This window comes from Roseixanthobacter glucoisosaccharinicivorans, assembly GCF_043195095.2.
In the GTDB taxonomy this organism is placed as follows: domain Bacteria; phylum Pseudomonadota; class Alphaproteobacteria; order Rhizobiales; family Xanthobacteraceae; genus NCEH01.
In genome coordinates, this window is sequence record NZ_CM195538.1 from 525,136 (window position 1) to 550,633 (window position 25,498).

The window sequence follows — 25,498 nt, forward strand, 5'->3', positions numbered from 1 at the left end:
TAGGTCAACGGCGCCGCACCGGTGCCCCCCCGTTAACGGCGCCGCCGCGGCGCCCATTGGAGCCCGCAGGGCATGACCAGCGACGTGCACGATGACGTGGTGAAACGCACCTACGCGCTCTACAGCTCGACCGCATATGCGCGCCTCCTGTTGGACAGCACAGCTCAGCGGGAGCGCGATGCGTCTTACACCAGCATCACGCGGATCGCCAAGATCATCGGAGCCGACCGGACAGCAGCAATCGCGTTGGCGAAACAGCTCGAGGATGCAGGTTGCGGCCGCTACATCGTCGGTCGCCGAGGCTCTATCTCCCGGTTCGAGTGGGAATTCAGCTGCATCAGCCTCGGCCGGGCTATGACCGGAAAGGCTGTCGAGCTTAAAAAGGTCGATAAGTATACCGCGGAAGGCGACCAAGACCCCGGAGAGAGCGACCCTGTCGAAGGCGGCGCCCTCACGATCGCGAAGGCCAAGGAGGAGTTGTCCAAGTCCCTGGGCGTTCCCATCGAGAATATCGAGATCCTGATCAGGGGCTGAGCCACAGCCCTTCCCGGACATGACGGCCAGCCTGACCGCCATGTCGTGGCCCGCGGCGCCAAAGGCTCCGTAGTCCCCCATTCCTGACATTTAGGCTCGCACGCCACGTTCACGTTGTGCGCGAACCCTTACGGCTGCCTGCGCGACACCTTTGCGGTGCCGCGCAACGACCCCGCACGTCCATTCTCCACCCCCGCAACCATCGCGGCTCCAACTCGTCATTTGCGAGATCGAGGTCGCATGCCCGCAAGACCGAGAGGCTCTTTATGCCATGCCCCCGAGCACCCCCGGATCTCATTCCCGAACAGCACATCAGGGGACCGCCTCGGCGCTCCTCGATGCTGCAGCAAGCCCCATCGTTTTCCCAATACTATTGGAGAGTTCAATGAGCGAAGGTTTCGGACGACCGTGCGAGCGGCTGCTGCGGCAGAATCAGATCATCGCGCCCGATGGGCCGATCCCGGTCTCGGCATCCACCTGGTGGCGCGGTATCAAATCTGGTCGCTTTCCGCAGCCCCTCAAGATCGGAGCGCGCATTACGGTGTGGCGTGAGTCCGACATTGTCGCGCTCGTGAAGAAGCACGATGATATTTCCAACGGGACCGATAGCAACAGCTAGTCCAGCTCGGGGTCTTTCAACCCCACCTTTCCCCAAAAATTCGCGAAGAACGACCTCCCGACGGCAGCGCCGGGAGAAACGGCACCGCTTTGACTGAACTGAAAGGACATCGATCATGAAAAATCGTAATCGTCATTCCAAGGGCAAGCCCAGATCGGGCGCGCCTTTTCCCGGGCAGACGAAGAAGAAGTCCAACAAGGCTTTTTCTACTAAGCCGAACAACCCCCTCCGGCAGCTTCAGGCGCTGAGCGACGAATACCTGGAAATTCGGAGTGGTCATCGCGAAGCAGTCTATCGCCTGGGAGCGCAGGCGGCCGCTTTGGTCGCTGCGCTTGAGCCAGACAAAGAGCTTCTCGCTGAGTTTTGGGCACACCCGTATTGGAAGAACCGAGGGAAGCCGAAGGACCTTACAACCGCGGTAATGCATTTTATGCACCGCGCAAAGACTGTATCCAGCTTGAAGAAAGCTTACAAGCATGCGCGCGGCATCGGCTATGTTGTGAATGTACTGAACACTGACCCCGATGACGTGGTTGAAAAGCTGAAGGAGCTCGGCGGCCTTCAGAAAGCATGCGATCTGGCGGCCGAGCACGATTCTAGGAAGGCAAATAAAAACAAGAATGTGGCATTGCTTTCGTCAGATGCAGATCACGGCTCAATTGATCTTCATGATGAAGATTCAGATGATGAAGTATTAATTCCACCGTCCATGCGTAAAAAGATGGAGGATAAAGTAAACGCCAATGCTTCGACGTTTCGTGACGATTGGGGGGATGAGGACGAGCCTAGATTGCCGAAGGTGTACTCGATCACTGCGAAGCTGAGTCATCGTTGGCATCAGGAGACCGAAGAGATGGAAATTGGGGAAAGGCGTGTTCTCACAATCAGGCGCGTCGATGGGGATCCGAATTTCCGGGTTACGCGCGTAAAAAAACTGCGAGCAAAAAAAGCGGCTAAGCGCAATTAGTTGAGAAATGGGGACCTTGCAGAGATGCAAGGCCCCCGCAACTCGTCAATTTGAGGGTGAAACGCAGAAAACGGGTCATTTTTGCGATACTGTTAAATAGTCATGTCGCCAGCGGGCGCCGTGGCACTCCCGAACGCAATCGCTTCGACCTCATGCCTATTCAATGTGGTGCAGAAACGCACTGCATATGAATAATCATGTCTAAATGGCAATGAAATACATGCCTATTTAAACATGGCAATCTGCATCTCTGACACACATCAACATCATAAATTGTCTATATCACAAATGCAGACATTCGATGATGAGATATCTGTCAATTATACAATGTATCAATTATCTGCTTATATGAGGTGTATATCATGGCTTCTAATCTCGGGCATCAGGGAGTGCCTTATACGCCTGCGAAGGAGCTTCAATTCGCCTATGGGGATTGGGTCTCAGATAAGGTTGAGCAAGGGTATCAGCCCTTCTTCATGAGCTTCATGTTTCACCCCCTCACTTTTTCGCTTAAAGCGAAAAAAATCGATCAGATGCACGCCGATATCGAGCGGATATATTCTCGGATCATCACGCGTTTTGCTCGCAGACCGAATTCCCATCAAGAGCGCCACAAGCTGCCCTTGATGCTTGTCGCGCCGGATCTACCCGTTCCAAAACACACCAAAGTTGAGCTCAATGACGTCACTCTGAATGATGGCCTTCATTGCCATGCAATCTTTCTGCAGCCGCCTGTGTCTCGCTTCCGGGAGAGATTCCATCTCTGGGCGACTGAAAACAATGCAGCACTGATTAGGGATACGCGCGTGCGGCACATGTGGGTCGGACGCGTATTCGTAACCCCTGATCGCATGACCCAATATGCCCTGAAGGCGGTTGGGACCCGGCTTTCCTCTGATTCGCTTCTGCTGCTACCTCGTGAGAGAAATGGCGGGCGGGACACGACGGCTCGCGGCTATGATGAGGCTTGCCGTCGTGAAGGAGGTTCCAGCCTAATGAGAACCGGATGGAAACCCTTCTGAGGGATGGCTGATGGTCTCAAGTTGAGACCATTGCGCGCGAAACCGATGCCTGGCGATCAAGGCGCAACTGGTGCTGTTGACCCAAAGCTGCCCTCTCAGCGCAACGTTGCAAACGGCCGCTTTGCGCCCCCATCTCGGCCGTTCAGGACAGCCCGGGCGCCTCCTGAAAGCTGCTAGTCCGCTTCGAGGAGATCTCAGCGCTCACCCGGAAAATCTATTGTTAGCACATCGTCCGTCGCATCAGGCAGTGGCGGCACGCTGCCAATGGGCTCAAGCTTACCGTCCCGAATCTCAATCGGAAAGTTCCACGGCCCAGCACGGCCTGCTAGCTTGGGGCCAACATGATCTTGCCCCTGAAGGTCGGTCCAGAACAGCCCTACCTTAATTGACACCTGTTTGGGATAACCCCGAAGCTTTAGGGCCGCGGTGACCTCAAGGCAGCCATCGCGATTCTCGAACCCCGCCTGCAGTTCACCGACCAACCCATCGCCTATGTCGAAGGCTGCGCCGTGCATTACCGTGATTGCATGCAAAATTACTACCGCTCGAGCGCTGTCCATCCGAGCCCCATCGGCTTGGCCAACCAGTCCATTCTTCATCATAACAAACTTGAAATCATCAAAGACGTCTTGCCCCCGAAGTGCTGGATTCCAGATGACAGAATCGCCAAAGTTGACGACAATTTTCTGCTCAGCGGAAGTCATGGCCCGGATGGCGCCCCGCCTCATCTTGGCGACCGCTGACTTTAGCAACGGCTCGGCCACTTTGCGTTTGAGCCCGCGTGAAAACCTGGCGATTTGCTCGTCAGTGGCCATCCGAAAATTTGACTCAGCGCGGTCAAGAATTTCCTGGATGGGCGGGGAATCTCCGCTTATAGCCCGATCCAGCATCGGCTTGAAGGTTGTCCGCATATCGCGAATGCGGTCGGTCACAGGACCACGGTTCCGTAAGTCGGGATGGGCCGCAAAATCGGCAATCTCTCGAAAGCTGGCACGCCCATAGGACGATGACCGCTTACCGATATAGAGCTTCGCTACATCTTCAGGACGTAAGTCTCCACTCATCAGGCGCGCTAGTCGCGCTCTCAAATGTTCGTCGTGAAGGCTCGATGATTTGGGCATTAGTGTGCTCATCCGACACTCAGCGCGTTGGCTTGGCCACGCTGCGAGGAACGGCAGCACGGTGGCCAGAAAAGCCCACAGCAGGCGTGTGGTCAAAAGTTCTGATGTCAGGCATCGAGTTCCTCGTCCTGCCCATTCTGTTCTACCGTGGTCCTCAATGCGCCGCTCGATATCAATGCGTCTTTTAGCGGCCCGGGCAGTATGAATTCGGCCTCAATATTACCCTGTCGTTCTATGGCGAGCACCCCGCGCTCGACACCTTCCCAAATGATGGGCGCTCTCTCCATCGGAGCTTCCCTCTGAATGAGGGTGACGAGGCTCTCTATCCATTCTGATGGCATGCAATCAGGGGCGACCAACGCAGGAAGCTGCTGGAGGATGGACAGTACAAGGGAGGCATCGCCCGCTATCGTCAGGGTGATGACGAGGCCGTCGCAGTCCCACATGATTGGGATTGCGACACGTCGAACAATGCCGCTCTCGACATCCTTTCTCAAGGCAGCCGCCAGCGCCGATAACTCATCTGTGAAACTTACCGCAGATTTTCTGGATCGTCCGATACCGAAGCGGGACAGGTTTAGAATATCGTCTCGAAAACCGATGGCCATTACGTCTAGGTTACACTTCGTAATGAGGTACGTGGCAACCTCGCCCACCCCAACTTCGACAAAAGGAAAATTCTCGGTCCCGATCTGTTGCAACTGTTCAGGGTACAACGTTGCACCGTCGGAAAGGCCTTCTGGAAGGAGAGAAATGAAGGCTGCCAAGGGCGCCTCGGCAAGTTCCTCAGCGCCAGTCGATTCAGCTGCGCTCCTTGATTCCTCGACGTCCCCTGGCGCGCCGAGATATTCTGGTATCAGGTTGTTGCCTCGGTAATAATCGCTTAGCAGCCGCTTCCAATCGAAAATAGAGAGCGCGCCGTCGAACCGGAAAAGTTTCGAATAGTCTGACTGCTTCCCCGCGCGATCTATCGAGGCCTCAAATCTCGCCAAATACTGGGCGCCTTCATACGCCCGGATGGCACCGTCGAAATGAGTGATTGAAGCCGCGTCTGCCGAGTACTCCGCATGGGCGTAGCGACATCCATATTGTCCATTTGCCAATCCCGAGGACGGGTCTTCAATCAGCTCTTCAACTTCAAAGGTCCGATACTCAGCCGAGGTGCTGCCTACGGTCCGCGTCTCGGGCCCTTTCCACCAAATCTGGGTTCGATCTACACCCTCAAATAGTCGCGTCTGCTCGTCGGCCTTGTGCTCCGCGACACCGTTCGGGATTTTGTTTATGTCATCGTCGTATTTTGGACCGCGCCAATATTCGAGCTCTATGAGGCCCTTTGTCGAAGCTGGATCGCCGAGAAGATCTGGATCAAGCCTTAGTCGAGCTCTCAGATTGGCGTGTCCGGTCGCGACGCCTGAAAAACTACTGAGAAATTCGGTGTTCAGAGCGTTTAGATGTGAAAGCCGGCGCCGAAAAAATCTGTGAGCGACCAGGACCAAATCGCGCTTTTTGTCGTGGAAAACGCCAGGTGCCAGCTCGGTTGTACGGGCTAATAGCTCATCGAAGTCAACCAGGCCGTCCTTGTCGACGATTACGGAGTTCGGAGTGAAAAACTCGGGATATTGTTTGGCCGCTAATCCTTCTCGCTTCGCAAACACAGCTTCCATGCGTATGAAGGTCAAATCCTCGTCGTCGGAAAATCCGAGTTTTGCTGTAAGTTCGCGGCGATACGGGGCTGTGCTATCATCATTGATACGTTTTCTATGGCGAGCAACTCGGTCTTGCAGGGCCGCCCGATCCTCTTCGGTCTCGGGGTATTCTATGCAACCCAGAACGCGAACCATTTCGCCGTCGATATAATGTCCAAGCTGGCGGCTCCAGCCGACTACCCTGTGCATGTCGTGCTGCATATGGGCAGGCGTTCCAACAGGCGCTTGAGCGAGGAAGGCCTCGCGCCGATGGGTTTCATCGGAGCGCATCAGGGCAGATGCAGGGAACTTGATGCGCTTCTTGTTGACTTGATCTGTATTGAATACCGCAAGCTCGTACCTCAAACCCACCTCCTCAATTTGCAGCATTATATTTGGCGATGATCGAGTCGCCGAGCCTGACAATACCGCAAACCTCGCGACATCGCGCGTGGGTTGAACCGCGAAACGGCGGGTGCTGGCTGGACTGCGAAGAACTCTAACTGCGCATCTGGCGTCGGCCACGCCTACGTCTGGGCCACGGCCGCCTTGCCTCCTTAAACCGTAGCTGCTTCTGATTGCAGGAGCGCATGGCGGTGAGCGCTGTGAAGCTGTTGTGGAGCAAGGAAACGCTTACGCCGGCACGGCAGGCCACTCCTCCATACGCACAAGGGGTACGTGACCGGCCGTGAAAAAGCAGTAGAATTGCGGGAAATGAAAAGGATGATTGGGTGACAAATCCAACGATAAAGCCAACGGCTATAGTTCGGGCAGGATACGAGTTCCAGGACCTGGTGGGTATTGAGACATTGATCCGGTTCTACCGATCTCCAGAGTTATTCGAATGGGTGGCCTTGGAAGCCGATAACGACGAGTATGGATCGCTCGACGATATCGTTGCCGCACGAACGGACGGATCCTTCGAATTCGTCCAGGTCAAGTTCACTGTTGGTGGTGACGCAAACCTCCTCGACTGGGATTGGCTACTTGCACGAAAGCCCCGCGGCACATCGCTTTTGGGTAAATGGGCTACTTCCCTCCGAAGGGTCGAAGCGCTTGGTCCGATATCTTCTGCCTGTCTCCGCACCAATCGAGCGCCGTCGGCCGCATTCTCGGTGGCGATGACTAATCAAAAGATCTTTTTGGAGGGCGTCGACCCGGTCTTGCGGACAGTCATCGAGACTGAATGCGGGGGGCCCGAAGCCGCTAACTCATTCTTCTCGCAGTTCGAATTTCAGACGATCCCTGACACCCTGCCTGGCCTCGAAGCGCGGACAAGGTTGGAGCTTGTTCCGTCGGACATGCTGCCGGCAGGTTGGCATTATTTTCGGGACATGGTCAGGCGCTGGGCGATGCTTCGAAACGAGCCGCCAGGAGGGCGCATCCTTTATCGCCATTTGGCGCAGGTCATCACACGAGATCGACCCGAGCCGATCCGGCAGGACTTCCAGATACCACCGGGTTACTCACTGCCAAACCAGAAATTCCACAAGAACTTCCGGCTCAGAATCGTAGCCCCGGAAACGCCTGTTACGGTTTTGTGGGGAACCCCAGGAAGGGGGAAAAGCACTTACCTGAGCTTTCTCACCGAGGAGCTTAGGCGAGAAAACAAGCCGATCCTTCGCCATCACTATTTTCTATCCGGCGACGACACCGCGGACCGTATTTCCTATTCGGAGATCTCGCACTCTCTGGTCAGCCAATTAGAACTTCGTCACCCTGAGGCCTTGTCGCCTACTGCGGATGATACTGACAAGATTCGCAGCACTTTGACGTCGGCTGCGCGGCACTTTCAGGAGATAGGCGAGCGACTTTACCTTGTTGTCGATGGACTGGATCACGTTTGGCGTGACTACAGAAAGGTCGATCAACTCAACTTTCTGTTCAACCAGCTACTGCCGCTACCGGAGAATGTGAGTCTGATAGTTGGGACACAGCGGGTTCCGAATGACCAACTGCCGAATAAGCTCTTGGCCCAGGCACGAGATGAAGATTGGTTGGCAATACCACCAATGGATGAAGTCGCCGTCCATTCATGGATAGAAGCCCAGGACGCTGCATCTCGCCTAATCCTCTTGGATGCGCGTGAAGGAGAAGAGAGAGCCAGCGAGGTGGCGGTCATCTCAAGCGCATTCTACAAGGTATCCGGTGGTCACCCCCTCCATTTGATTTACGCCTTTGAGAGCCTGGTGAGCACGGGTGCGCCCATACGCGCGGACGACGTTGCCCTTATACCGCCATGCCCGGACGGAGACATACGTGCCTATTATGGCGGCCTTTGGAACATGCTGACTGATACGGGCAAGCAGGTTCTCCATGTACTTGCGGGATCAGAGTTTTACTGGCCAAGCTTGGGGATTAGGCAATGCCTTGGGACTTATGCCGAGATCGCCTTTTTGCTGGAGCCCCGAGCATCGGGCATGCACCCATTTCACGGCAGTATCCTGGCGTATGTCAGGGAGCGTGACGACCACGACGAAGCGTTTAGAGCAATCCTGCCTGGAATTGTAGACTGGCTCGAGAATGATGCGCCGCCGTATTGGCGGTGGGGCTGGCTGTGGCTAAGCAAGGCGAAGCTTGGCGACTTTCAACCACTCATGGAAGGGGTTTCAAGGGAGTGGGCGGTCCGTTCGCTAGCGGCCGGATGGTCCGAGCGTCAGATCGTTCGTGTCTTTGAAGCCGCCGAAGAGTACGCGTTCCAGATTCTTGACCTGCCTCGAGCTGTTGGACTTCGGTCCGTCAAGATACGCGTCTTAAATGCGAGGGGATATCAAGTTCAGGACTTTGCTGCCTTCGAAGAAGCAGCTATTAAATCACACAAGAACTGGCAACAGCTCGACAATCTGTTAGACAACGCAGCCGGGCTCACCGATGGCGAGGTCGCCATGCTGGCGCGAGCAGCCCCGAAAGATAGGCGGCCGGAGGTTTCCGAGCAGTGCGCAGAGGAGCTTGGGCGCCGGATCGATGTTTGGTTGCAGCTCCGCCACAGGCCCGAGGGTGAGTTCATCTCCTTGGCACACCTCTATTGCGACGTCGTGGCACTTTGCGGTACCCCTGATGTCGATGGGGTGTGGGATTTTCTTTTGCTCCTCAGAGAGCCAGGCCCGCACATCAATTACTTCGCCGAGGGCCTTGCCAAGGCGATGCAGTATGAGGCTCTCATCAAACTGTGGGGGAAGACCTCCGATCCAAAGTGGCACCGCGAAAAACTTGCCATTTGCGATGAGATGCTACGGGTGGCTTGCCGTATCAGGGCTGATCCCTCTAAGCGGATCGCATTGGACGAGGCCAGTCTGAGCCCGCTCTATGGCGTTTGGTCTCACTTGCACCGCCCCGGACAAGCTGTGACCATTGCGCTTCCGGCTGTGCCGGCCAACATGCTGCGGGACCGTTATGATTACGGGATAGATTATGGCATCCGCAACTTTGTATATGCACTTTTCTTCGGCGAGTTGGGGTATGCGCTGAAGCCAACCTCCCACCAATCCTTCAAATATCCTGGGCTCGCTGAGTCGGGTTTGGGCTGGCTGGGTGACGCGTTCGAGGTGGTTCGCGAAACTGCAAGGCGGATCGCTCGCCGCGAACTCCCGGCCGACTTCTCGGCGATCTACGTGGGAACGACGAGGTTAGCCCCTGTCTTTCACGGACGCAACGGGGCAAGCGAAAACGACCAGGCGCAGTATAGGTCAGTCCTCGCGGGCTTGCGAATGATTGCGCCGGACCTGCACCTTGTTGGAGCGTCTGCGGCCTCGGGCACCTTGATAAGTGAGGGGGCCATCAGGCGCGCGCAGTTCTCGCCGCATTGGAATGACGACGCGTGGTTGCTGACGTCAGACTGCGGACACCCGATTATGAGCGGCGGTGGAGCCAAGCTCCTGATCGACACCGCGAGTGCGGCACTGTCCGCCTCGATCTCCGAATTCCCAGAACGAGCGGAGGCGTGGTCGCTTCGGTCCCGTGTCGCATCGCTCTACGACTTGCCAGACGCGAAGGCGCTGGCCGAGCGGGCCGGTGACTGCCTCCTCGGATACGGCTATCGCAAGGACCCGTGGGTCTTCGACATTCTGGATGCTGTGGAGACTGCGCATGATGCGGAGCTAAGCCCTGCTCTGGATTGGATTAGGTCATTGGTGCCGGTGGTTGACAAGATTACGGAGTACACGGACGGAGCCGGAACCAACCATGCGCCAACCGAACTAATCGAGACTATTGCAGCGACATATCCTGAACGGCTCGGCGAACTGTTTTTGCACTATGTTGAGGAGGAGGACTGGCGCCAAGCGGACGATTGCCTGGTGCAATTTGCGAAGGTCTGGCCGCTCGCTTCCCTGGATGCATCGGCCATAGCCGGTACGTTCATAGATCCGAAGGTCTTAGGCGGCCTGCGCGACCGTGCAGAAGGAGGGGACGTCGCCGCGGCAGACCTTCTTGATCGCCAGCTTCGGTACTTGGGCGGAATGCCGGCGGATCATTCCGACCATTATCATTCCACGACAGAGGCAGACAAGAAGGAACCGCTCGAGGAAAAAGAACGCGCCTTCGATGACTTTGTCGGAGTGATCTCAGACATTGATGGACTGAGCACCCATCGGGACATTCGTGCCCACTATTCTGGCTGGCTTGGCAGGCACGTGGCCGCTGGGAAGGGCAAGGAAGCCCTCGACGCCATAAGACGCTACTTCGCAAGCGGAGAGCCGACGTACCACGCCGAGGAGGCGCTGGACGCAGCCTTTGACGTTTCGATGGCCGTAGAGGGGCGCGAAGCGGCATATGAGTGGCTGGTTAAGGCCCACATTGCTCGGCACGGCTGGCAAAGCAACTGGACGTCCCGGGACGAGGTCTTGGGAAGGCTACGGCTGGTCGCCGAGCACTATCCCGAGCGCTGGGCGCAGTTCGTCAAGGACACCTCGGAACCTCAGGAATTCTGGAAGAAGCGTGGTTACGGGCTAACAATCGGGCCAAAGTACTTGGTGCACTTTCTGCTTATGGTGAACCAACGTGACCTCGCTCGGCGTGTTGTCGACGTTATGGTGGCATCCATGATCAAGGAGGTTCATGACCAACCCATACCGGAGGCTCCATGGTTCCGGTAGCTGAAGGCCCCAGCGCCGCCTCTGTTTCGATTTTGCTGGAGCGCTTGAGATGGCCGGTCAAACTCGTTCGGTGGCGGGCAGCCAAAGAAATCCGGATGCTGTTGATGCATCCCTCAACAGGAGCCGATGTCTCCTCGGCTTTGCTATCGTGGATTGAAACGCGCCGCCTTGAAAGTGAGGTCCTGTCTGGGTTGAGTGTGCTGCTAGTTACGCCGGCCGCACACAGGCCAAGTTTCGATCTGATCCGGAGTGCGATCAACTATCCGTCGATGGCGTCCGACTTCTTGCTTGGCGAGACATTTGGACAGACCTCCCATGGATGGATCGAAGGGCACAGTGGCACGGCACCCGATGAGTTTGTCGCCGAACCCTACTTTGATCGCTTCAAGGCCTCACATGTTCCTGGCGCCTTGAGTCATGAGCTGCAGTATCTTGAAGAGCGCTTCGACCTGCCATTCACGCGGCAGTGGGGCTTCGAGTGGAGCCGTATCCGAGAAGCGCTAAAGACTGGCTATACCCGCTATCCGAATTATTTCGGGGACTTCGGTCTTCAGAGGGAGGGCATCGTCGGGCAATTCCTGCAACGGCAGTCCGAGGTCTACCGATCAGCTCATTTGCGCACCCTTGCGTGTGCGGTCACGGAGTGGGGTATTCCATTCGACGACATCGCGCCGTTCGCAACTTACAATGTGCCTATCCTACCGGATTTGTTCGAGCTCGAGCCACAGCCTAGACCCGGATGGCTTCCGACGCTGGACGCTAACGCACTCGGAAACCCGGTGAGCCTGGGGAACCTAGCCCAAGCAATCGTCGCGGCACAGCCGGACGACGAATGGCAAACCGTGCAGTTAAGAATTCCGCTGGACAGATCGTTTAGCGAATTTGGTGAGCTGGAGATATCTGCGTTCCTCGCGAGCGAGGATTTCGAATTGAGTCCGGATCAAATTCTGCGCCCAGGCGAGCACCTTCATGAACTCGATCGATATCGGTTCGATGGCTCAAGGCCACTCCACGCGCCGCGACCAAGCCGCGGGGCAGCAGGGGTTGCCTTTCCCGTTTGCTGTAATGAGATACCGTCAATACACGGCTTTTGGCATGGAGAGTACTGTCACCGGGGTCTGTCTCTGCCTGCGCCCTATTGTTTTGAGCGCCCCACATTTAGACGGGCGACCAGTTCGGGCCTTACCGCAGGAATTGGCGGGGATATCGTCGGAACGTTCTCAATTTGGCATGACGCATGGACGCCAATGTACGGCCCAAACTCTGCCACCCGCTGCGGGAGCATTAGCCGGATCAAGCGGACAAGGCTTAAGGGAATGTCAGACCGGATGGGGTTGGGTTTAGGTTGGTTCGTGCGACTGTCGAGAGTGGACAAACCAGTGGGTGGCTATGAGCGCCGGCCGACCGATGAGACGGCGTTCTACCGAGACTGACGACTTTGTTGCCGCGTTCAGCTGAACATGTCGCTCCGCTGTAAGGAGCTTCGCTGCGAACTGTTTGGATACGCTAACGTGATCGTCCATCCATTCGATGGCACGACCTTCGGCGGAATGAACAGACTTGATCCTTGCATACTCGGCGACTGACTTATCTTTCTCTAATGTCCGCTGTGGGGCGCAATGCGCCAGGAGCGGTCAGTCTGTTAGCGGCCCCCAAAGCGGCGTCTATTACGGCAAATTTCTATCTCCGCTGAAGGTTGAACCGCGCGCGAACCGAAGATCAGACTCGTCGAAGCGGCTGAGATAGCCGCTGCCGGGTTTTCGGTTCGCGATCTATCAGCCCGACACCGACGAGTTGGTGCTACCAGGCCGCTGCGGAGAACGACTTTTATAGGACGCTCAGGTTCCTGCAGTCGTGACGGACTTCCGGATGCGGCACTCGGAGTGAACGATCTCGACGCCGTTATAGCCGTTTGCAGCCAACATGCCGGCGACGTCATCTATGGACAGTGTGCACATCGGACCGATGATTACCCGCGCGATCGCGCCACGATGCTTGTCGTCGCCGTCCCGGTACCGACCGAACTGGAACGGCAGGTAACTCACCTCGCCACCGGCCCCGGTGCGGGTCGACGGGGTGATCCACTCATTGACGTCGCCGTCATCGGACACCAGGGCGCCGTCCGCCGGATCAGGCTCCTCCCTGGTCTGCAAGTGAATCATCCGGATCTCGCGTTCATAGGCCCAGGTGTGATGCTTGAGCGCAGTGATGGCGGTAAAGGCGTCCACGGAGGCCTGCGTCCAAAACTGCTCATTTGGGACGCCCCCCTTGGGATCGTGAGTAGCCGCTATCTTGAGAACCTTCGACCGGAACGCTTCTGGTGTGTTGTCAGAGAGGTAGTTTGCCTGCTGCAACCGGGCTTGAATGTCATTGATCGCCGTCGGCTTGAACCCGACCGATAACCCGACGTATCCCGTGTACTCGTTCCACAATGGGAGGTCGTCCCCGACCAGAGAAAAGCAACAGCAGAACGCTTGGTGGCTCTCTCGCAATGCCGTCAGCCTGCCGGCCAAGATCGACAGGAAGAAGCCGCGATGGCCTTTGTATTCGTTATGGCGTACCGCCTTGAGGGCTTCAACGAAGTGTTCGAATCCTAGATCCAACTCCCGAGGGTCGTTCATCTGCGTCAGGTCGTTGAACCAGAGCACCTTCGATTTCAAGATGCCTTCGAAGCCAGCGGGGCTTGTGAAATGATAGAGTGGCTGACGCGGCTGGTATTCAAGTAGCGCCATCAGCTACTCTCCCTCGACGGTCAGAAAATCTAACATGCGCTTCCAGTCCGCCGGCAGGGCCGGGGAGCTACCGGGGTCCAGTGCGGTCACACGGAGTTGGTTAGACTGGATCGAGTATTGAGCTACCTGATCGACGAACGACCAGTTATCGCCGAGGATCTTCATCGCCAGCGCTAGATAGCCGTTGAAATTCACGGCGTGGCCGGAATTTCGGATGAACTCATTGACCTGCAGCTGATCGTTGAAATGCCCAGAAAATTCGGAGCCGGGCCTTGGCTTGATCCTGTAGAGGAGCGCGTCGGCCGCCAACCCTGACGCGGTGACGAGTGCCGCGAGTTGCAAGTCGTCGGCTGTCAGATTGTCCGGGATCTGCCACGCGACGTGCCCGTGTCCATGCTCTGAGTCGCGGACCACGATCTCGGTGCCGATGAACCGGCAGATGATCGCTACGACGGGATGTCCAGCCTCATGGTAGGCGATCACTTCAAGATCGATCGCCATCGGCGTGCCTTCTTCGCTTTCCGTTATCAACGTTCCTCCAGCGGCTTCGGTTATCTGAACCTCCACGCTTTCAGATAATCTTCATTCGGCAGCTAAGTCGAGTTGACTGCCGGTCGGTATCAACGACTTCGAGCCTGCCAATCGTTCGACATCTGTTATTCCCGCGCCAGCGCCAAAAGCCGACAGGCTGCTTCCGGCCCGAGGCTGTGTGAGAACTCTGCGCGGCTGATCGGTCAAGCTGCCTTTTCCATGGTGCGCGTCGGCTCCGGTCACTCGGCTATCGCCTTGAGTGTTGGGGCCACGCCGGCCACGGCAATGGCACGCTTCATGTTGTAAGCCAGTATCGCCAAGCTGGCTTCGGTGGCGACGTGCTTGAGGCCGCGCGTTCGGAAGTGGGTGGCCCCCATCCATCCTTTTATGGTGCCGAAGACGTGCTCGACCGTGCAGCGGCGGACCGCCATGGCTTCGGGCATCGCTTGAAGCCTGCGCTCCATGGCATCAAGCACCGCTTCGTGCTCCCATCGTCGGATGCGTTTCTCTTTGCCGGCCGTGCACAGGGGACGCGACGGGCAGGCGCTGCAGGCCTTTTGGTTGAAGTAGACGCTGATGAGCTTGCCGCCCTCCACCCGGGCAAAGCGTTTCTGCAGCTGTTGACCGGCGGGGCAGCGATAGGTGTCGGTCTGCGGCTCATGCACGAACCTAGCCTTGCCCCAGAAGCCGCGCGCCTGAGCCGGTGAGGTATTTGGCTTGGGCACTATCGGGATGATGCCAGCTTCGGCGCAAGCGCGGATTTGCTCGCCCTCATAGTATCCACGATCTGCCAGGGCGATCATTTCGGCAGCGCCGGTCTCGGCCTGGGCCGCTGTGGCCATCTCCAGCAGATGCGAGCGGTCATGACCGCGGTTGGTCACCGCATTGGCGACGACGATGTGGTGTCGGGTATCGACGGCCGCCTGGACGTTGTAGCCGACTACCCCGCGATGGTCGCTCCCGGTCGCCATGGCACGGGCATCGGGATCGGTGAGCGACACCTGCTCATCGGGAGCGGCTTGCAGTTGCTGGCCAATCTCCTCGAGTTCGCGAAGCCGACCACGCAGCGACGCCAGTCGCTCGGTCAGGTGATGGATCCTGGAAGTGGCCGGGCCGGTCTCCGCCCTGTCGGTCTCCTCAAGCTCGGCGAGATAGCGCGCGATGCTCTTCTCGACATGGGCCTTCCGGCGCGCCAGCTTGCCCTTGGTGTAGTTCTTCTCGTGCGTGTTCACTGCGCGCAGGCGTGATCCGTCGATCGCGACCATGCCACCACCGACCAAGCCAAGGGCACGACAGATGGCGACGAAGCGCTGGCACGCGATCTGGATCGCGCTGGCATTGTCATGGCGGAAGTCCGCGATCGTCTTGAAGTCGGGTGCCAGCTTGCCGATCAGCCACATCAGTTCGATGTTGCGGCGCGCCTCGCGCTCCAGCTTCCGGCTCGAGGTCAGCTGGTGCAGATAGCCATAGACATAAAGCTTGAGCATGGTGCCCGGGGCATAACCGGGTCTGCCGGTCGATGCCGGCTGCACGCGAGCAAAGCCGAGTTCGGCCAGATCGAGTTCATCGACGAAGGCGTCAATGATGCGGACCGGGTTGTTAGCATCCACATAGTCTTCCAGGCACGTCGGCAAAAAGCTTGCTTGGCGGCGGTCAGCAGCTTCAACGAAACGTCCCATATGGCACCCCGAAGCACTGCCAGATCATAGCATCATCAGGGGTTTTCACACAGCCTCGGCCCCAAACCGGCCATTCGTCGTCGTAGCAGCGACCTTCTGCTCCTAGCGCGAATCGGAGGCGATGGAAAAGACAAAGTCTCGGCCCGAGCTGTTAGGATGACCTGCATTCATCATAGGCGCCGGAATTTGGGAGTTTGGGATGCTGAGGTTCATTCGCGAACACGATGTGGCAAAGGTTTTCTCGGCCGCCATCCGCGAGGACAAGCAGGTTCGTATCGCCGTCGCATTCTGGGGCCTGGGGGCTGCAAAAAAGCTCGGGCTGTCCCCAAGTGACGATGTCCAGATTGTCTGCAACCTCGACCACGTCGGCTGCAATCCGGATGCCGTGCAGGAGCTCCTCGATGTTGGAATTCAAGTGCGGACCCACCGCAGGCTCCACGGCAAGGTCTACGCAACGGAAAAGCTGTGCATCGTCGGCTCATCAAACGCCTCGACAAACGGCCTGATGGTCGAGGGTGACGATGCGGTCGGCTGGAAGGAGGCCAACGTCCTCAGCGACGATCCCGACCTCGTTCGTGCCGCCTCCGCCTTCTTCGACGAGATGTGGGGCGCCGCTGAGACTCGTATCGTCACAGCCTCGGATATCAAGGCGGCCCGCGCCAGATGCGATGCTGTGCCCGCTGGCACGCTCAATCCACCCAATTCAAAAACATTGATCGCAGCATGCCGCGAGCGACCTGATGTTTTCGAGGACGTCATCGTCATCGCATACGGAGAAGATTTGAGTCGGGCGGCTAAGAAGGAATTGAAGACATTTAAGGAGCAAGCGGCGGTGCTGGAGCCAAGCTCAGATCTCTCGAAGGTTAAACGGCCCTGGGGATATCAGGTCGGCGCGATCCAGATCGGAGCGTGGATTATCGATCTGGATTGCACGAACGTAAAGCTTCCGAAGATTCGCGGCTGTTCGAAATCGGTGGGAATTCAACGCGAGATCGAAGGGGAGGAACTCCTGACGGTGACGCCTCGCGGCGTCGTCTCCGTGGGCGGCCGTCGATACCCGATCGCTTCCGCGGAGAAAGCTTTGCTCGAAGCCGCCGGGAAGCAGATCATGAGGGCGGGCAAGAAGGATCGTGTGTCGCTGCAGCGGGCCATCGAGATCGCCGACCGCTTCGCTCGGAAACAGGCGCCATAGGATAACAGTGGAAGAGTATGCCGCCATTTTTTTGGCCAGATTCACTTCAGAAATCTGCCCGCACGCAGCTACGACCTCCATGCCGTTCAAACGGCCTTCAATTTTCAGGGTAGCAGAGAGGGGTGCCGAGATCGGCCGCGTTGGGTGGGCGCTCACTCTGACTGCACGGGGATCCGGCGAACGTCCGCTCCCAACTGAGCGGGAAGGTCAGCTGTTGGCGCGTCCTGCGCGCCTATACTCGCCATAGAGGGTCACTCGGACCATGGAGTCTCTGCTCACGAACGCAGTGCAATCGATCGAGATTGGCGTCGAGGATTTCCGTTCATCGGACCCGCGACGGCTGATTTCCGCCGTGCGCAACGTCCAGGCTGGGGTTCTCCTCCTTTGCAAAGAGAAGCTCCGCGCCTTGTCGCCGGCTGGAAGCGACGAGGTGCTCATCAAGGCCCGCATCCCCCCTGGACTCGATGCTGCCGGCAACCTCGCCTTCAAGGGCCAGGGCCAGAAGACCGCTGACGAGCAGCAGATTATCGAGCGGTTCGGCCAGCTCGGGATTAAACTCGATCGGGCGCCCCTGCGAAAACTGACGAGCCATCGCAATGTACTGGAGCACTACCGGTTCGCAGGCCGTCGCGACGAACTACGGGAGGTCGTCGCGCAGTCCGCGATGATGATTCGCCGCCTGTTCGACGTCCTCGGCCTTGATCCGGCGGAAGCGCTGGAGCCCGACACCTGGGAGTTTCTTCTCTCCAACGAGAGCGTGTTTCAGGAAGAATTGGCCCGATGCCAGGCCTCGACCCGCACGCTGCGATGGCGATCGCCAACAATGCGTCACGCCGCCGCGACAGAGCTCGTGTGTGCGGTCTGCAATTCTGCGCTCGTCGAACTAGAAGACCACGCCGACACTGACCAGGACACAGCTCGCCTCAAGTGTCGCGTATGCCCCATGACCTTTCCGGCAAAAGGCCAGATTTGGCCAACCTTGGTGAGCCACTTCGCCCGAGACCTCTATGACGCCGCGACACAGGGAGGCAAGCCACCGCTCTTGAAATGTGACGCCTGCGGTGAGGTCGCGGTCGTCGTCGACGAAGGCGCTTGCGCAGTGTGCGGCCGGGACGGCTACGAGCTTCGGTGTGAGGTGTGCAACGAGGTACTCACGGAGGAGGATCGCGAACAAGATGACAGCCGATGCCTTCAGCATCGCGATGCTAAGGTCGCCTTCTTTTCGAGGGATCGGGTCACAGGGTAAGACTGATCAGTACCGGCGTAAGGGCGCCCCGCCACAGGCTGATTCATTAAAGGCCCCTTTCAAATGGGATTTCGACCAAATCGGAGGCGGCGTCGAGGCCAAGCTCATAAGTTGGAGGCGGCTAACCAGCAGAGCTTCCGGTCGGCTTACGAATATTCGCATTTCGGATTAAATGCCAACTTCCGCATCTCGCGCAACGGAAACTCGGGCATTCCTTCAATTGGTGAGGGAGCATGTCTCAAAAATCAAAATATATGAGACGATATTTATGTTATGAAATATCAACGCGTTGACTGTCTCATAATATAGTCTCATAATACACAAATGATTTTCGGCTACGCGCGCGTCTCAACTGATGGGCAGACTTTAGATAGCCAGATCGAACACCTCAAAGCCGCCGGCTGCGAAAAGCTGTTCCAGGAGACGGCAAGCGGCGCTAAAACGGACCGCCGGCAATTGCGAAAATGTCTGGCCGCCTTGCAAGCCGGTGATACGCTTCTCGTCGTTCGACTTGATCGCTTGGCGCGCTCGACGCGTGATCTGCTCAACATTCTCGCCGAGATCGCTGAACGAGGTGCCGCTTTCAAGTCCCTCGGCGACGGCTGGGCCGATACGACAACGCCGCATGGCCGTCTTATGCTCACCGTACTTGGCGGCCTTGCCGAATTCGAGCGAGAGCTGATCAGAACACGCACAGGAGAAGGCCGTATGCGCGCCAAGGCGCGCGGCGTGCGATTCGGCCGCAAGCATGTGCTATCGGCCGATCAGCGTGCCTTCGTTGCCAAGCGAAGGGCGGAAGGAGAGAGCGTGCGCGAACTCGCGCGAATCACAGGCGTGAGCAAGGCCACCATCAGCCGTATCGGACCCATTGAGTGAGCTCGCCCCTGCGCTAGAAGCAGACTCTGGCTCTTTGCCCGAAAGCCGACATTCAGCCATCCGTCATCCAAAGCCGACGTGCGCGAAGTCTCCTCCGCTGCTCTCCTCCGCAACCTTCAGCACAACCTTGCCGAATCCGCCACCCGCTTCCATGGAGCGATGCGCTTCGGCGGCCTGTGCGAGGGGATAGACCCTGCCGACCAGCGGCGTCAGCCGGCCATCGGCGAACAGGGGCAGTGCGCCTTCCGCGAAGCGCCGCACCATGGCGCGCTTTTCGTCCGCCGTCCGCGATTTAATCACAGTCCCGATGAGGCGAAGATGGTTGTGCAACAGGAGAGCCAGCGGAATCGCCGCGCTCTCCTGCCCGCCCAGCAGGCCGACCTGAACGAGACGGCCGCCCGGAGCGAGGCTCCGCAGATTGCGCGGGAGATAGTCGCCGCCGACGAAGTCGACGACCACGGTGACCCCTGACCCGCCGGTGGCGTCGCGCACGCCTTGCTCGAAGTCCTCGGATCGATAGTCGAACACCGCCTCCGCGCCGAGGGCGAGAACGTCGTCGCGTCGCTCGACGTTCGAGGTGGCGAAGACACGGGCCCCGAGCGCGCGCGCGATCTTCACGACGGCGGAGCCGACCCCGCCCGCCGCCGCGTGGACGAGGATGGCCGTGTTCTTCGCCGTCCCACCCAGATGCACGGCGGCCTCCCAGGCGGTGACGAAGGACTCCATCACCGCCGCCGCGCCGAGATCATCGAGATCAGGCGGAATTCGCACCGCCATGCCCCGATCGACGCGGGCATATTCAGCATAGGCACCGCCGCCCACGATGGCCATTACGCGCTCGCCGATGCGGACATCGGCAACATCGCTGCCGACAGCGACAACCTCGCCGGCCACTTCCAGCCGGAGCAGATCGCTTTCGCCATAGCTCTTTCGGCCGTAATAGCCCTGCCGCTGCAACAGATCGGCGCGGTTGACGCCGGCGGCGTGCACCTTGACCAGAAGATCGCCCGGGCGAACCTCCGCCATCGCCACGTCGCCGAGATGGAGCACGTCGGCCGGGCCGAACGCGTCGAACACGATGGCTTTCATTTCGCTGCGGCCTTGGCGAGCGCACGGCGTCCAATGCTGGCGGCGAAGAGCGGCGTCTCCCGGCGGTTGTGATCGCCACCGGCCTCCTGCCGGGCGATAGCCGCCTGCTCGAAGGTCTGGCCGTGCGCGGCGAGGAAATCCATGAACGTGTCGGTCGGGCGCGAGGTGACACGATTGGTGTAGCGGGTCCTGCCGCCCTCGATCTCCTCGGCCATCAGCTCCCAGAGCACATTGACCTGGGTGCGGCCGACGGGCGTGAACACGTCGGAGATCGAGTTCATCCGGCAATAGTTCGCCGTGGCCTCCTCGGCGATGTAGTGCTGGATGACGAGGCCGGTGCCGATCATCTCCACATTGATGACCATGCGGCGGCCATCGTCGGTGGTCGTGACGCCGGAGCCGATGTGATCCGGCGGGCAGCAGCGCAGATATTCCGCTTCCGGCAGGCTGAACAGCCATTCGGCGATGTCGATCTTCTCAAAAGGAACGTCGATCTCCGCAGTATAGGCAGACTGGGAGAGGATCTTGTCGGTCAGAACTTTCATTTCTTTGCCTTCTCGATGAGCGTGTGAACGGGATGACCCGCCGTGCGATGGGCCCCGATACGTGGGGGAAAGAAGCAGAGCAGGGTCACCCGCGGCGCCAGGGCCGGCGCATTTCAATATCTCCGTGACCCTGTGATATCGTGCGAGATGGAACGCCGGCGCGCTCCGGCTGCGATGAATCGGGCCGAGAGGCGCGGTGCCGCTGCTGTGTTGACGCCGCGAATATGCGAGTGTCCGGCATCGGCGATAAGCCGGAGCCTCCTGCAAATGGCTTTGCCCGGATCGCAAAGATGAGACCCCATTTCGCCGAATTCCTCGCCACCTTCGTGGATGTGGTCCGGGCCGGAAGCTTCTCCGGGGCCGCGCGGCGACGCGCCGTGACGCCTTCGGCGATCGTCCGTCAGATCGATGCGCTGGAGGAGGATCTCGGCGTCGCGCTCTTCATCCGCTCGACGCGGGCGCTCACGCTCACCGATGCCGGCCAGCGCCTCCACGAGCGGGCGCAGCGGCACCTGGATGAGCTTGCCGACACCCATGCGGAAGTCGCCGCCTTCGATGGCTCCGTCTCGGGCACATTGCGGATCGCCTGCTTCCCCTCCTTCGGCAAGCGCTATGTGCTGCCGGTCGTCGCGGCACTGCAAGCAGAGCATCCAGCTTTGCACGTCGAACTCGATCTGACGGAGCGGCTGGCCGATCCGGTCATCGAGCGCCTCGACGTCCTCATCCGCATGGGCGCACTGACCGACAGCACGCTGATCGCGACAAAGGTCGCGCCGCTGGAACGACTGCTGGTGGCGAGCCCGGACTATCTGGCGCGGGCCGGCAGGCCCGACAGCGCGGCGGACCTGTCATCGCACCGGCTGATCGATAAGCTGCACGGCGCCGACCTTCTCGGCTGGCGCGATGTGCTCGGCTGCCCGGCCGGCCATGCCGGGAATGGAACGGTGAGCTTTCGTTCGGATGATTTCGAAGCCCAGCGCGCGGCGGCCGAGACGAGTCTGGGCATCGCATTTCTGCCGAGCTGGGTCGTCGGCCCGGACGTGAGGGCTCGCAAGCTCGTACGCCTGCCGCTCGGCGGCGAGCCCTGGAACGATGGGTCCGCCGGCATCTATCTCCTGCGCGCCCTGCCGCAGCCAAGCGCGAAGGTGCGGGCCTTCACCAAGGCCTTGCGCACGTCGATCGGCAATCCCCCCGTGTGGGATTCATGAACGATGCCCGATCGACGGGAGGCGCCAGGAGCAGAAGTTTGCCGCTACGGCGACGAATGGCCTTTTTGGGGCCGAGGCTGTGTGAGAACTCTGCGCGGCTGATCGGTCAAGCTGCCTTTTCCATGGTGCGCGTCGGCTCCGGTCACTCGGCTATCGCCTTGAGTGTTGGGGCCACGCCGGCCACGGCAATGGCACGCTTCATGTTGTAAGCCAGTATCGCCAAGCTGGCTTCGGTGGCGACGTGCTTGAGGCCGCGCGTTCGGAAGTGGTTGGCCCCCATCCATCCTTTTATGGTGCCGAAGACGTGCTCGACCGTGCAGCGGCGGACCGCCATGGCTTCGGGCATCGCTTGAAGCCTGCGCTCCATGGCATCAAGCACCGCTTCGTGCTCCCATCGTCGGATGCGTTTCTCTTTGCCGGCCGTGCACAGGGGACGCGACGGGCAGGCGCTGCAGGCCTTTTGGTTGAAGTAGACGCTGATGAGCTTGCCGCCCTCCACCCGGGCAAAGCGTTTCTGCAGCTGTTGACCGGCGGGGCAGCGATAGGTGTCGGTCTGCGGCTCATGCACGAACCTAGCCTTGCCCCAGAAGCCGCGCGCCTGAGCCGGTGAGGTATTTGGCTTGGGCACTATCGGGATGATGCCAGCTTCGGCGCAAGCGCGGATTTGCTCGCCCTCATAGTATCCACGATCTGCCAGGGCGATCATTTCGGCAGCGCCGGTCTCGGCCTGGGCCGCTGTGGCCATCTCCAGCAGATGCGAGCGGTCATGACCGCGGTTGGTCACCGCATTGGCGACGACGATGTGGTGTCGGGTATCGACGGCCGCCTGGACGTTGTAGCCGACTACCCCGCGATGGTCGCTCCCGGTCGCCATGGCACGGGCATCGGGATCGGTGAGCGACACCTGCTCATCGGGAGCGGCTTGCAGTTGCTGGCCAATCTCCTCGAGTTCGCGAAGCCGACCACGCAGCGACGCCAGTCGCTCGGTCAGGTGATGGATCCTGGAAGTGGCCGGGCCGGTCTCCGCCCTGTCGGTCTCCTCAAGCTCGGCGAGATAGCGCGCGATGCTCTTCTCGACATGGGCCTTCCGGCGCGCCAGCTTGCCCTTGGTGTAGTTCTTCTCGTGCGTGTTCACTGCGCGCAGGCGTGATCCGTCGATCGCGACCATGCCACCACCGACCAAGCCAAGGGCACGACAGATGGCGACGAAGCGCTGGCACGCGATCTGGATCGCGCTGGCATTGTCATGGCGGAAGTCCGCGATCGTCTTGAAGTCGGGTGCCAGCTTGCCGATCAGCCACATCAGTTCGATGTTGCGGCGCGCCTCGCGCTCCAGCTTCCGGCTCGAGGTCAGCTGGTGCAGATAGCCATAGACATAAAGCTTGAGCATGGTGCCCGGGGCATAACCGGGTCTGCCGGTCGATGCCGGCTGCACGCGAGCAAAGCCGAGTTCGGCCAGATCGAGTTCATCGACGAAGGCGTCAATGATGCGGACCGGGTTGTTAGCATCCACATAGTCTTCCAGGCACGTCGGCAAAAAGCTTGCTTGGCGGCGGTCAGCAGCTTCAACGAAACGTCCCATATGGCACCCCGAAGCACTGCCAGATCATAGCATCATCAGGGGTTTTCACACAGCCTCGGGCCGGGAGCGGACTGTCCGCTATTGGGAACTTCGAACGAAAAGCGGACGTGTCGCCGATGAAAGTCGAGGGCGGTCACTGACCTGTAGCTGACGCCGGAAGCGTCCGGTTTCGGGTAGTTTAGCTTAGCGATGCTGTGTGCCCGCGCGGGCCATCGAGAAGGTCTGCTCAAGCGAACAGGACGCTCAAGACCACTCACCCGCAGGCGATCACGCTAGGCAAACTTGATACGATATCTATCTCGCGCTTCGACGAAGTCGCCTTAGGCAACGTTTAGATAGGCTTGAACATGCTCTCGGCGCTGTCCGACTTCAGCCTCGCCCAGAACTCCATGGCGTAGCGGTCCGTCATGCCGGCGACGAAATCGCAGACGGTGCGGGCCTTTACGTTCACGTCGCTCGCAGAGTTGACGATGGCGCGCACGTCGTCTGGCATTAGGAGATCGCCCTTGTCACTCATGAGCGCCTCGAAGATATCGCCGACGAGGTCCGATCCACGGTACTCCCCGATCTTGACGCGTGGAGAGTAGATCGCGGCGGCGCGGGTGTACTGCTTAAGCACTTCCTTGACCAGCGCGAGTGGCTTCGGCAGCTTCACTGAGCTGAGGGCCTTGCATTCCTCGTGCACCGTCAGCTCGACGCCGCTGATGAATTTGTGGACCAGCTCCGAAGAGAGCTTCGTCCTGCGGTACCCGTCCTCGCCGAGCTTCTTCGACGATAGGTACATCTGCGCGAAGGTGACGAGGATTTTGTCCCTCTCCGATTCCTGGGTGGGCTCGCTATCCTCTGGGAGCGCGTCCGTGTCCTCGTCGCTATCGGCCAACTCGGCGAACAGATTGAGGAACACACCGAGGACGTCCCTCGTGGTGACGTTGTATTCCAGTTCCTTAGAGACCTTCGCCGCGACCTTCGCCAGCAACCCGTCCTCGGACGACAGGATTTCGCCCGGGGACAGGATCCCCACTTTGAGGCAATCCTCCAGGTCGTAGATGGAGTAGGCGATGTCGTCGGCCAGATCCATTATCGAGCACTCGATCGTCTTGAAGGTCTCCTCCTGCTTCAGCTGATAACCCTCGAGTATGGACGCCTTCACGCGATCGACGATCGTCTTCTCGGAAAGGTAGTATCCTTTGACGATGTCTTCATCCTCGCCGCGCAACGCCGGGATCAACTTGTCGTATTTCAGCGCCGAGGCGATCGTCCGGTGGCACAGGTTGTAGCCAGCGCGATCGTCGCCATCGATCGCTTCCTTGTACCGCTTCTTCTTTTCCAGGCGCGTGATGATGCGCAGCGTTTGCGCGTTGCCCTCGAATCCGCCGTAGGGCTTCATCGCCTTGTCGAGCGCCTTCTCGCCATTGTGGCCGAATGGGGGGTGCCCGATGTCGTGAATCAGCCCTGCCGTGGCGCAAAGACGGCCATCGATCCCCGGCGGCCCGAGGCGTTCCGCGAAATCGTGGTTCAGGCGTTCCGCGATGCCTTGTCCGATCTGGGCGACTTCTAGCGAATGGGTCAGCCGGTTTCGGAAGAAGTCGGATTCCCTGCTGGGAAAGACCTGCGTCTTTCCCTGGAGGCGGCGGAAACTGGCGCTGTGGATGACGCGGCCGTAGTCGCGTGAGAAGTCGTCACGCCAGGCCTTTTCCTGGCCGTCCGGCGCGTCGACTTCGCGCCGGTAGTCCACGCGGCGATACATTGGGGATTACCGCGCGGCCGCTGCCTGCGG

The 25,498-nt window shown here is 59.2% G+C and carries 19 protein-coding genes; 10 read left to right on the forward strand and 9 right to left on the reverse strand.

Going from position 1 to position 25,498, the window contains the following annotated elements:
- Positions 1-72: 72 nt before the first annotated feature.
- From V5F78_RS02275 to V5F78_RS02290, 4 genes are all read left to right on the forward strand, one after another.
- Positions 73-534, forward strand: coding sequence for a hypothetical protein (locus tag V5F78_RS02275; protein ID WP_394069046.1), 462 nt, complete (start codon positions 73-75; stop codon positions 532-534).
- Positions 535-919: 385 nt separating this feature from the next.
- Complete coding sequence (locus V5F78_RS02280; RefSeq protein ID WP_394069048.1) at positions 920-1,153, forward strand: helix-turn-helix transcriptional regulator; 234 nt, start codon at positions 920-922, stop codon at positions 1,151-1,153.
- A 115-nt stretch (positions 1,154-1,268) separates the two neighbouring features.
- A complete protein-coding gene (locus V5F78_RS02285) occupies positions 1,269-2,120 on the forward strand; it encodes a hypothetical protein (RefSeq protein ID WP_394069050.1) in 852 nt (283 codons plus the stop codon).
- Positions 2,121-2,482: 362 nt separating this feature from the next.
- Entirely contained in the window at positions 2,483-3,142 is a 660-nt protein-coding gene (locus V5F78_RS02290; RefSeq protein ID WP_394069052.1) for a hypothetical protein, read from the forward strand.
- Positions 3,143-3,336: 194 nt separating this feature from the next.
- On the opposite strand, the gene V5F78_RS02295 is transcribed toward V5F78_RS02290, so the two are convergent.
- Positions 3,337-4,263, reverse strand: coding sequence for a hypothetical protein (locus V5F78_RS02295; protein WP_394069054.1), 927 nt, complete (start codon positions 4,261-4,263; stop codon positions 3,337-3,339).
- A 107-nt stretch (positions 4,264-4,370) separates the two neighbouring features.
- The gene (locus V5F78_RS02300) at positions 4,371-6,338 is read right to left on the reverse strand and encodes a hypothetical protein (protein WP_394069056.1); all 1,968 of its coding nucleotides are present in this window, start codon (positions 6,336-6,338) and stop codon (positions 4,371-4,373) included.
- 404 nt (positions 6,339-6,742) lie between these two features.
- Here V5F78_RS02300 and V5F78_RS02305 point away from each other — a divergent pair, with 404 nt between their 5' ends.
- Entirely contained in the window at positions 6,743-11,041 is a 4,299-nt protein-coding gene (locus V5F78_RS02305; protein ID WP_394069057.1) for a P-loop domain-containing protein, read from the forward strand.
- On the forward strand, positions 11,029-12,474 hold the full coding sequence (locus tag V5F78_RS02310; RefSeq protein ID WP_394069059.1) for a hypothetical protein: 1,446 nt from the start codon (positions 11,029-11,031) through the stop codon (positions 12,472-12,474). The genes V5F78_RS02305 and V5F78_RS02310 overlap by 13 nt, the downstream gene beginning before the upstream one ends.
- A 405-nt stretch (positions 12,475-12,879) precedes the next feature.
- Here the strand turns inward: V5F78_RS02310 and V5F78_RS02315 are convergent, their stop codons facing one another.
- From V5F78_RS02315 to V5F78_RS02325, 3 genes are all read right to left on the reverse strand, one after another.
- On the reverse strand, positions 12,880-13,773 hold the full coding sequence (locus V5F78_RS02315; protein WP_394069061.1) for a hypothetical protein: 894 nt from the start codon (positions 13,771-13,773) through the stop codon (positions 12,880-12,882).
- Between the two features lie 3 nt (positions 13,774-13,776).
- A complete protein-coding gene (locus V5F78_RS02320) occupies positions 13,777-14,274 on the reverse strand; it encodes a hypothetical protein (RefSeq protein ID WP_394069063.1) in 498 nt (165 codons plus the stop codon).
- Between the two features lie 269 nt (positions 14,275-14,543).
- Positions 14,544-15,983 (reverse strand): IS1182 family transposase, encoded by a 1,440-nt coding sequence (locus V5F78_RS02325; RefSeq protein WP_509276515.1) that lies wholly within the window; start codon positions 15,981-15,983, stop codon positions 14,544-14,546.
- A gap of 199 nt (positions 15,984-16,182) precedes the next feature.
- On the opposite strand from V5F78_RS02325, the gene V5F78_RS02330 reads away from it, so the two are divergent.
- The 3 genes from V5F78_RS02330 (at position 16,183) to V5F78_RS02340 (ending at position 19,297) form a co-directional block, all read left to right on the forward strand.
- A complete protein-coding gene (locus V5F78_RS02330; protein WP_394072744.1) occupies positions 16,183-17,175 on the forward strand; it encodes a phospholipase D-like domain-containing protein in 993 nt (330 codons plus the stop codon).
- A 262-nt stretch (positions 17,176-17,437) separates the two neighbouring features.
- Entirely contained in the window at positions 17,438-18,421 is a 984-nt protein-coding gene (locus V5F78_RS02335) for a hypothetical protein (RefSeq protein WP_394072746.1), read from the forward strand.
- 324 nt (positions 18,422-18,745) lie between these two features.
- Positions 18,746-19,297, forward strand: a complete 552-nt coding sequence (locus V5F78_RS02340) for a recombinase family protein (RefSeq protein WP_394072748.1) — start codon at positions 18,746-18,748, stop codon at positions 19,295-19,297.
- A 63-nt stretch (positions 19,298-19,360) separates the two neighbouring features.
- Here V5F78_RS02340 and V5F78_RS02345 read toward each other — a convergent pair whose 3' ends face one another.
- Both V5F78_RS02345 and V5F78_RS02350 read right to left on the reverse strand, forming a co-directional pair.
- Positions 19,361-20,386, reverse strand: a complete 1,026-nt coding sequence (locus V5F78_RS02345; RefSeq protein ID WP_394072750.1) for an NAD(P)H-quinone oxidoreductase — start codon at positions 20,384-20,386, stop codon at positions 19,361-19,363.
- Positions 20,383-20,931: a hypothetical protein gene (locus V5F78_RS02350; RefSeq protein ID WP_394072752.1), complete on the reverse strand. Its 549-nt coding sequence runs from the start codon at positions 20,929-20,931 to the stop codon at positions 20,383-20,385. Before V5F78_RS02350 ends, V5F78_RS02345 begins: the two co-directional genes overlap by 4 nt.
- A gap of 290 nt (positions 20,932-21,221) precedes the next feature.
- Here V5F78_RS02350 and V5F78_RS02355 point away from each other — a divergent pair, with 290 nt between their 5' ends.
- Entirely contained in the window at positions 21,222-22,139 is a 918-nt protein-coding gene (locus V5F78_RS02355; RefSeq protein ID WP_394072754.1) for a LysR family transcriptional regulator, read from the forward strand.
- Between the two features lie 142 nt (positions 22,140-22,281).
- Here the strand turns inward: V5F78_RS02355 and V5F78_RS02360 are convergent, their stop codons facing one another.
- Both V5F78_RS02360 and dgt read right to left on the reverse strand, forming a co-directional pair.
- Positions 22,282-23,721: an IS1182 family transposase gene (locus V5F78_RS02360; protein WP_509276518.1), complete on the reverse strand. Its 1,440-nt coding sequence runs from the start codon at positions 23,719-23,721 to the stop codon at positions 22,282-22,284.
- A gap of 331 nt (positions 23,722-24,052) precedes the next feature.
- Positions 24,053-25,468 carry a dGTP triphosphohydrolase gene (gene dgt, locus V5F78_RS02365; protein WP_394072695.1) on the reverse strand — a complete coding sequence of 472 codons (1,416 nt, stop codon included), beginning with the start codon at positions 25,466-25,468 and terminating at the stop codon, positions 24,053-24,055.
- Between the last annotated feature and the right edge of the window lie 30 nt (positions 25,469-25,498).

What these genes read in the sequence shown, in the direction of transcription:
- V5F78_RS02275 (WP_394069046.1), top strand. Translation starts at nt 73, where the DNA reads ATGACCAGCGACGTGCACGATGACGTGGTGAAACGCACCTACGCGCTC.
- V5F78_RS02280 (WP_394069048.1), top strand. Translation starts at nt 920, where the DNA reads ATGAGCGAAGGTTTCGGACGACCGTGCGAGCGGCTGCTGCGGCAGAAT.
- V5F78_RS02285 (WP_394069050.1), top strand. Translation starts at nt 1,269, where the DNA reads ATGAAAAATCGTAATCGTCATTCCAAGGGCAAGCCCAGATCGGGCGCG.
- V5F78_RS02290 (WP_394069052.1), top strand. Translation starts at nt 2,483, where the DNA reads ATGGCTTCTAATCTCGGGCATCAGGGAGTGCCTTATACGCCTGCGAAG.
- V5F78_RS02295 (WP_394069054.1), bottom strand. Translation starts at nt 4,263, where the DNA reads ATGCCCAAATCATCGAGCCTTCACGACGAACATTTGAGAGCGCGACTA.
- V5F78_RS02300 (WP_394069056.1), bottom strand. Translation starts at nt 6,338, where the DNA reads ATGCTGCAAATTGAGGAGGTGGGTTTGAGGTACGAGCTTGCGGTATTC.
- V5F78_RS02310 (WP_394069059.1), top strand. Translation starts at nt 11,029, where the DNA reads ATGGTTCCGGTAGCTGAAGGCCCCAGCGCCGCCTCTGTTTCGATTTTG.
- V5F78_RS02315 (WP_394069061.1), bottom strand. Translation starts at nt 13,773, where the DNA reads ATGGCGCTACTTGAATACCAGCCGCGTCAGCCACTCTATCATTTCACA.
- V5F78_RS02320 (WP_394069063.1), bottom strand. Translation starts at nt 14,274, where the DNA reads ATGGCGATCGATCTTGAAGTGATCGCCTACCATGAGGCTGGACATCCC.
- V5F78_RS02325 (WP_509276515.1), bottom strand. Translation starts at nt 15,983, where the DNA reads ATGGGACGTTTCGTTGAAGCTGCTGACCGCCGCCAAGCAAGCTTTTTG.
- V5F78_RS02330 (WP_394072744.1), top strand. Translation starts at nt 16,183, where the DNA reads ATGCTGAGGTTCATTCGCGAACACGATGTGGCAAAGGTTTTCTCGGCC.
- V5F78_RS02335 (WP_394072746.1), top strand. Translation starts at nt 17,438, where the DNA reads ATGGAGTCTCTGCTCACGAACGCAGTGCAATCGATCGAGATTGGCGTC.
- V5F78_RS02340 (WP_394072748.1), top strand. Translation starts at nt 18,746, where the DNA reads ATGATTTTCGGCTACGCGCGCGTCTCAACTGATGGGCAGACTTTAGAT.
- V5F78_RS02345 (WP_394072750.1), bottom strand. Translation starts at nt 20,386, where the DNA reads ATGAAAGCCATCGTGTTCGACGCGTTCGGCCCGGCCGACGTGCTCCAT.
- V5F78_RS02350 (WP_394072752.1), bottom strand. Translation starts at nt 20,931, where the DNA reads ATGAAAGTTCTGACCGACAAGATCCTCTCCCAGTCTGCCTATACTGCG.
- V5F78_RS02355 (WP_394072754.1), top strand. Translation starts at nt 21,222, where the DNA reads ATGAGACCCCATTTCGCCGAATTCCTCGCCACCTTCGTGGATGTGGTC.
- V5F78_RS02360 (WP_509276518.1), bottom strand. Translation starts at nt 23,721, where the DNA reads ATGGGACGTTTCGTTGAAGCTGCTGACCGCCGCCAAGCAAGCTTTTTG.
- dgt (WP_394072695.1), bottom strand. Translation starts at nt 25,468, where the DNA reads ATGTATCGCCGCGTGGACTACCGGCGCGAAGTCGACGCGCCGGACGGC.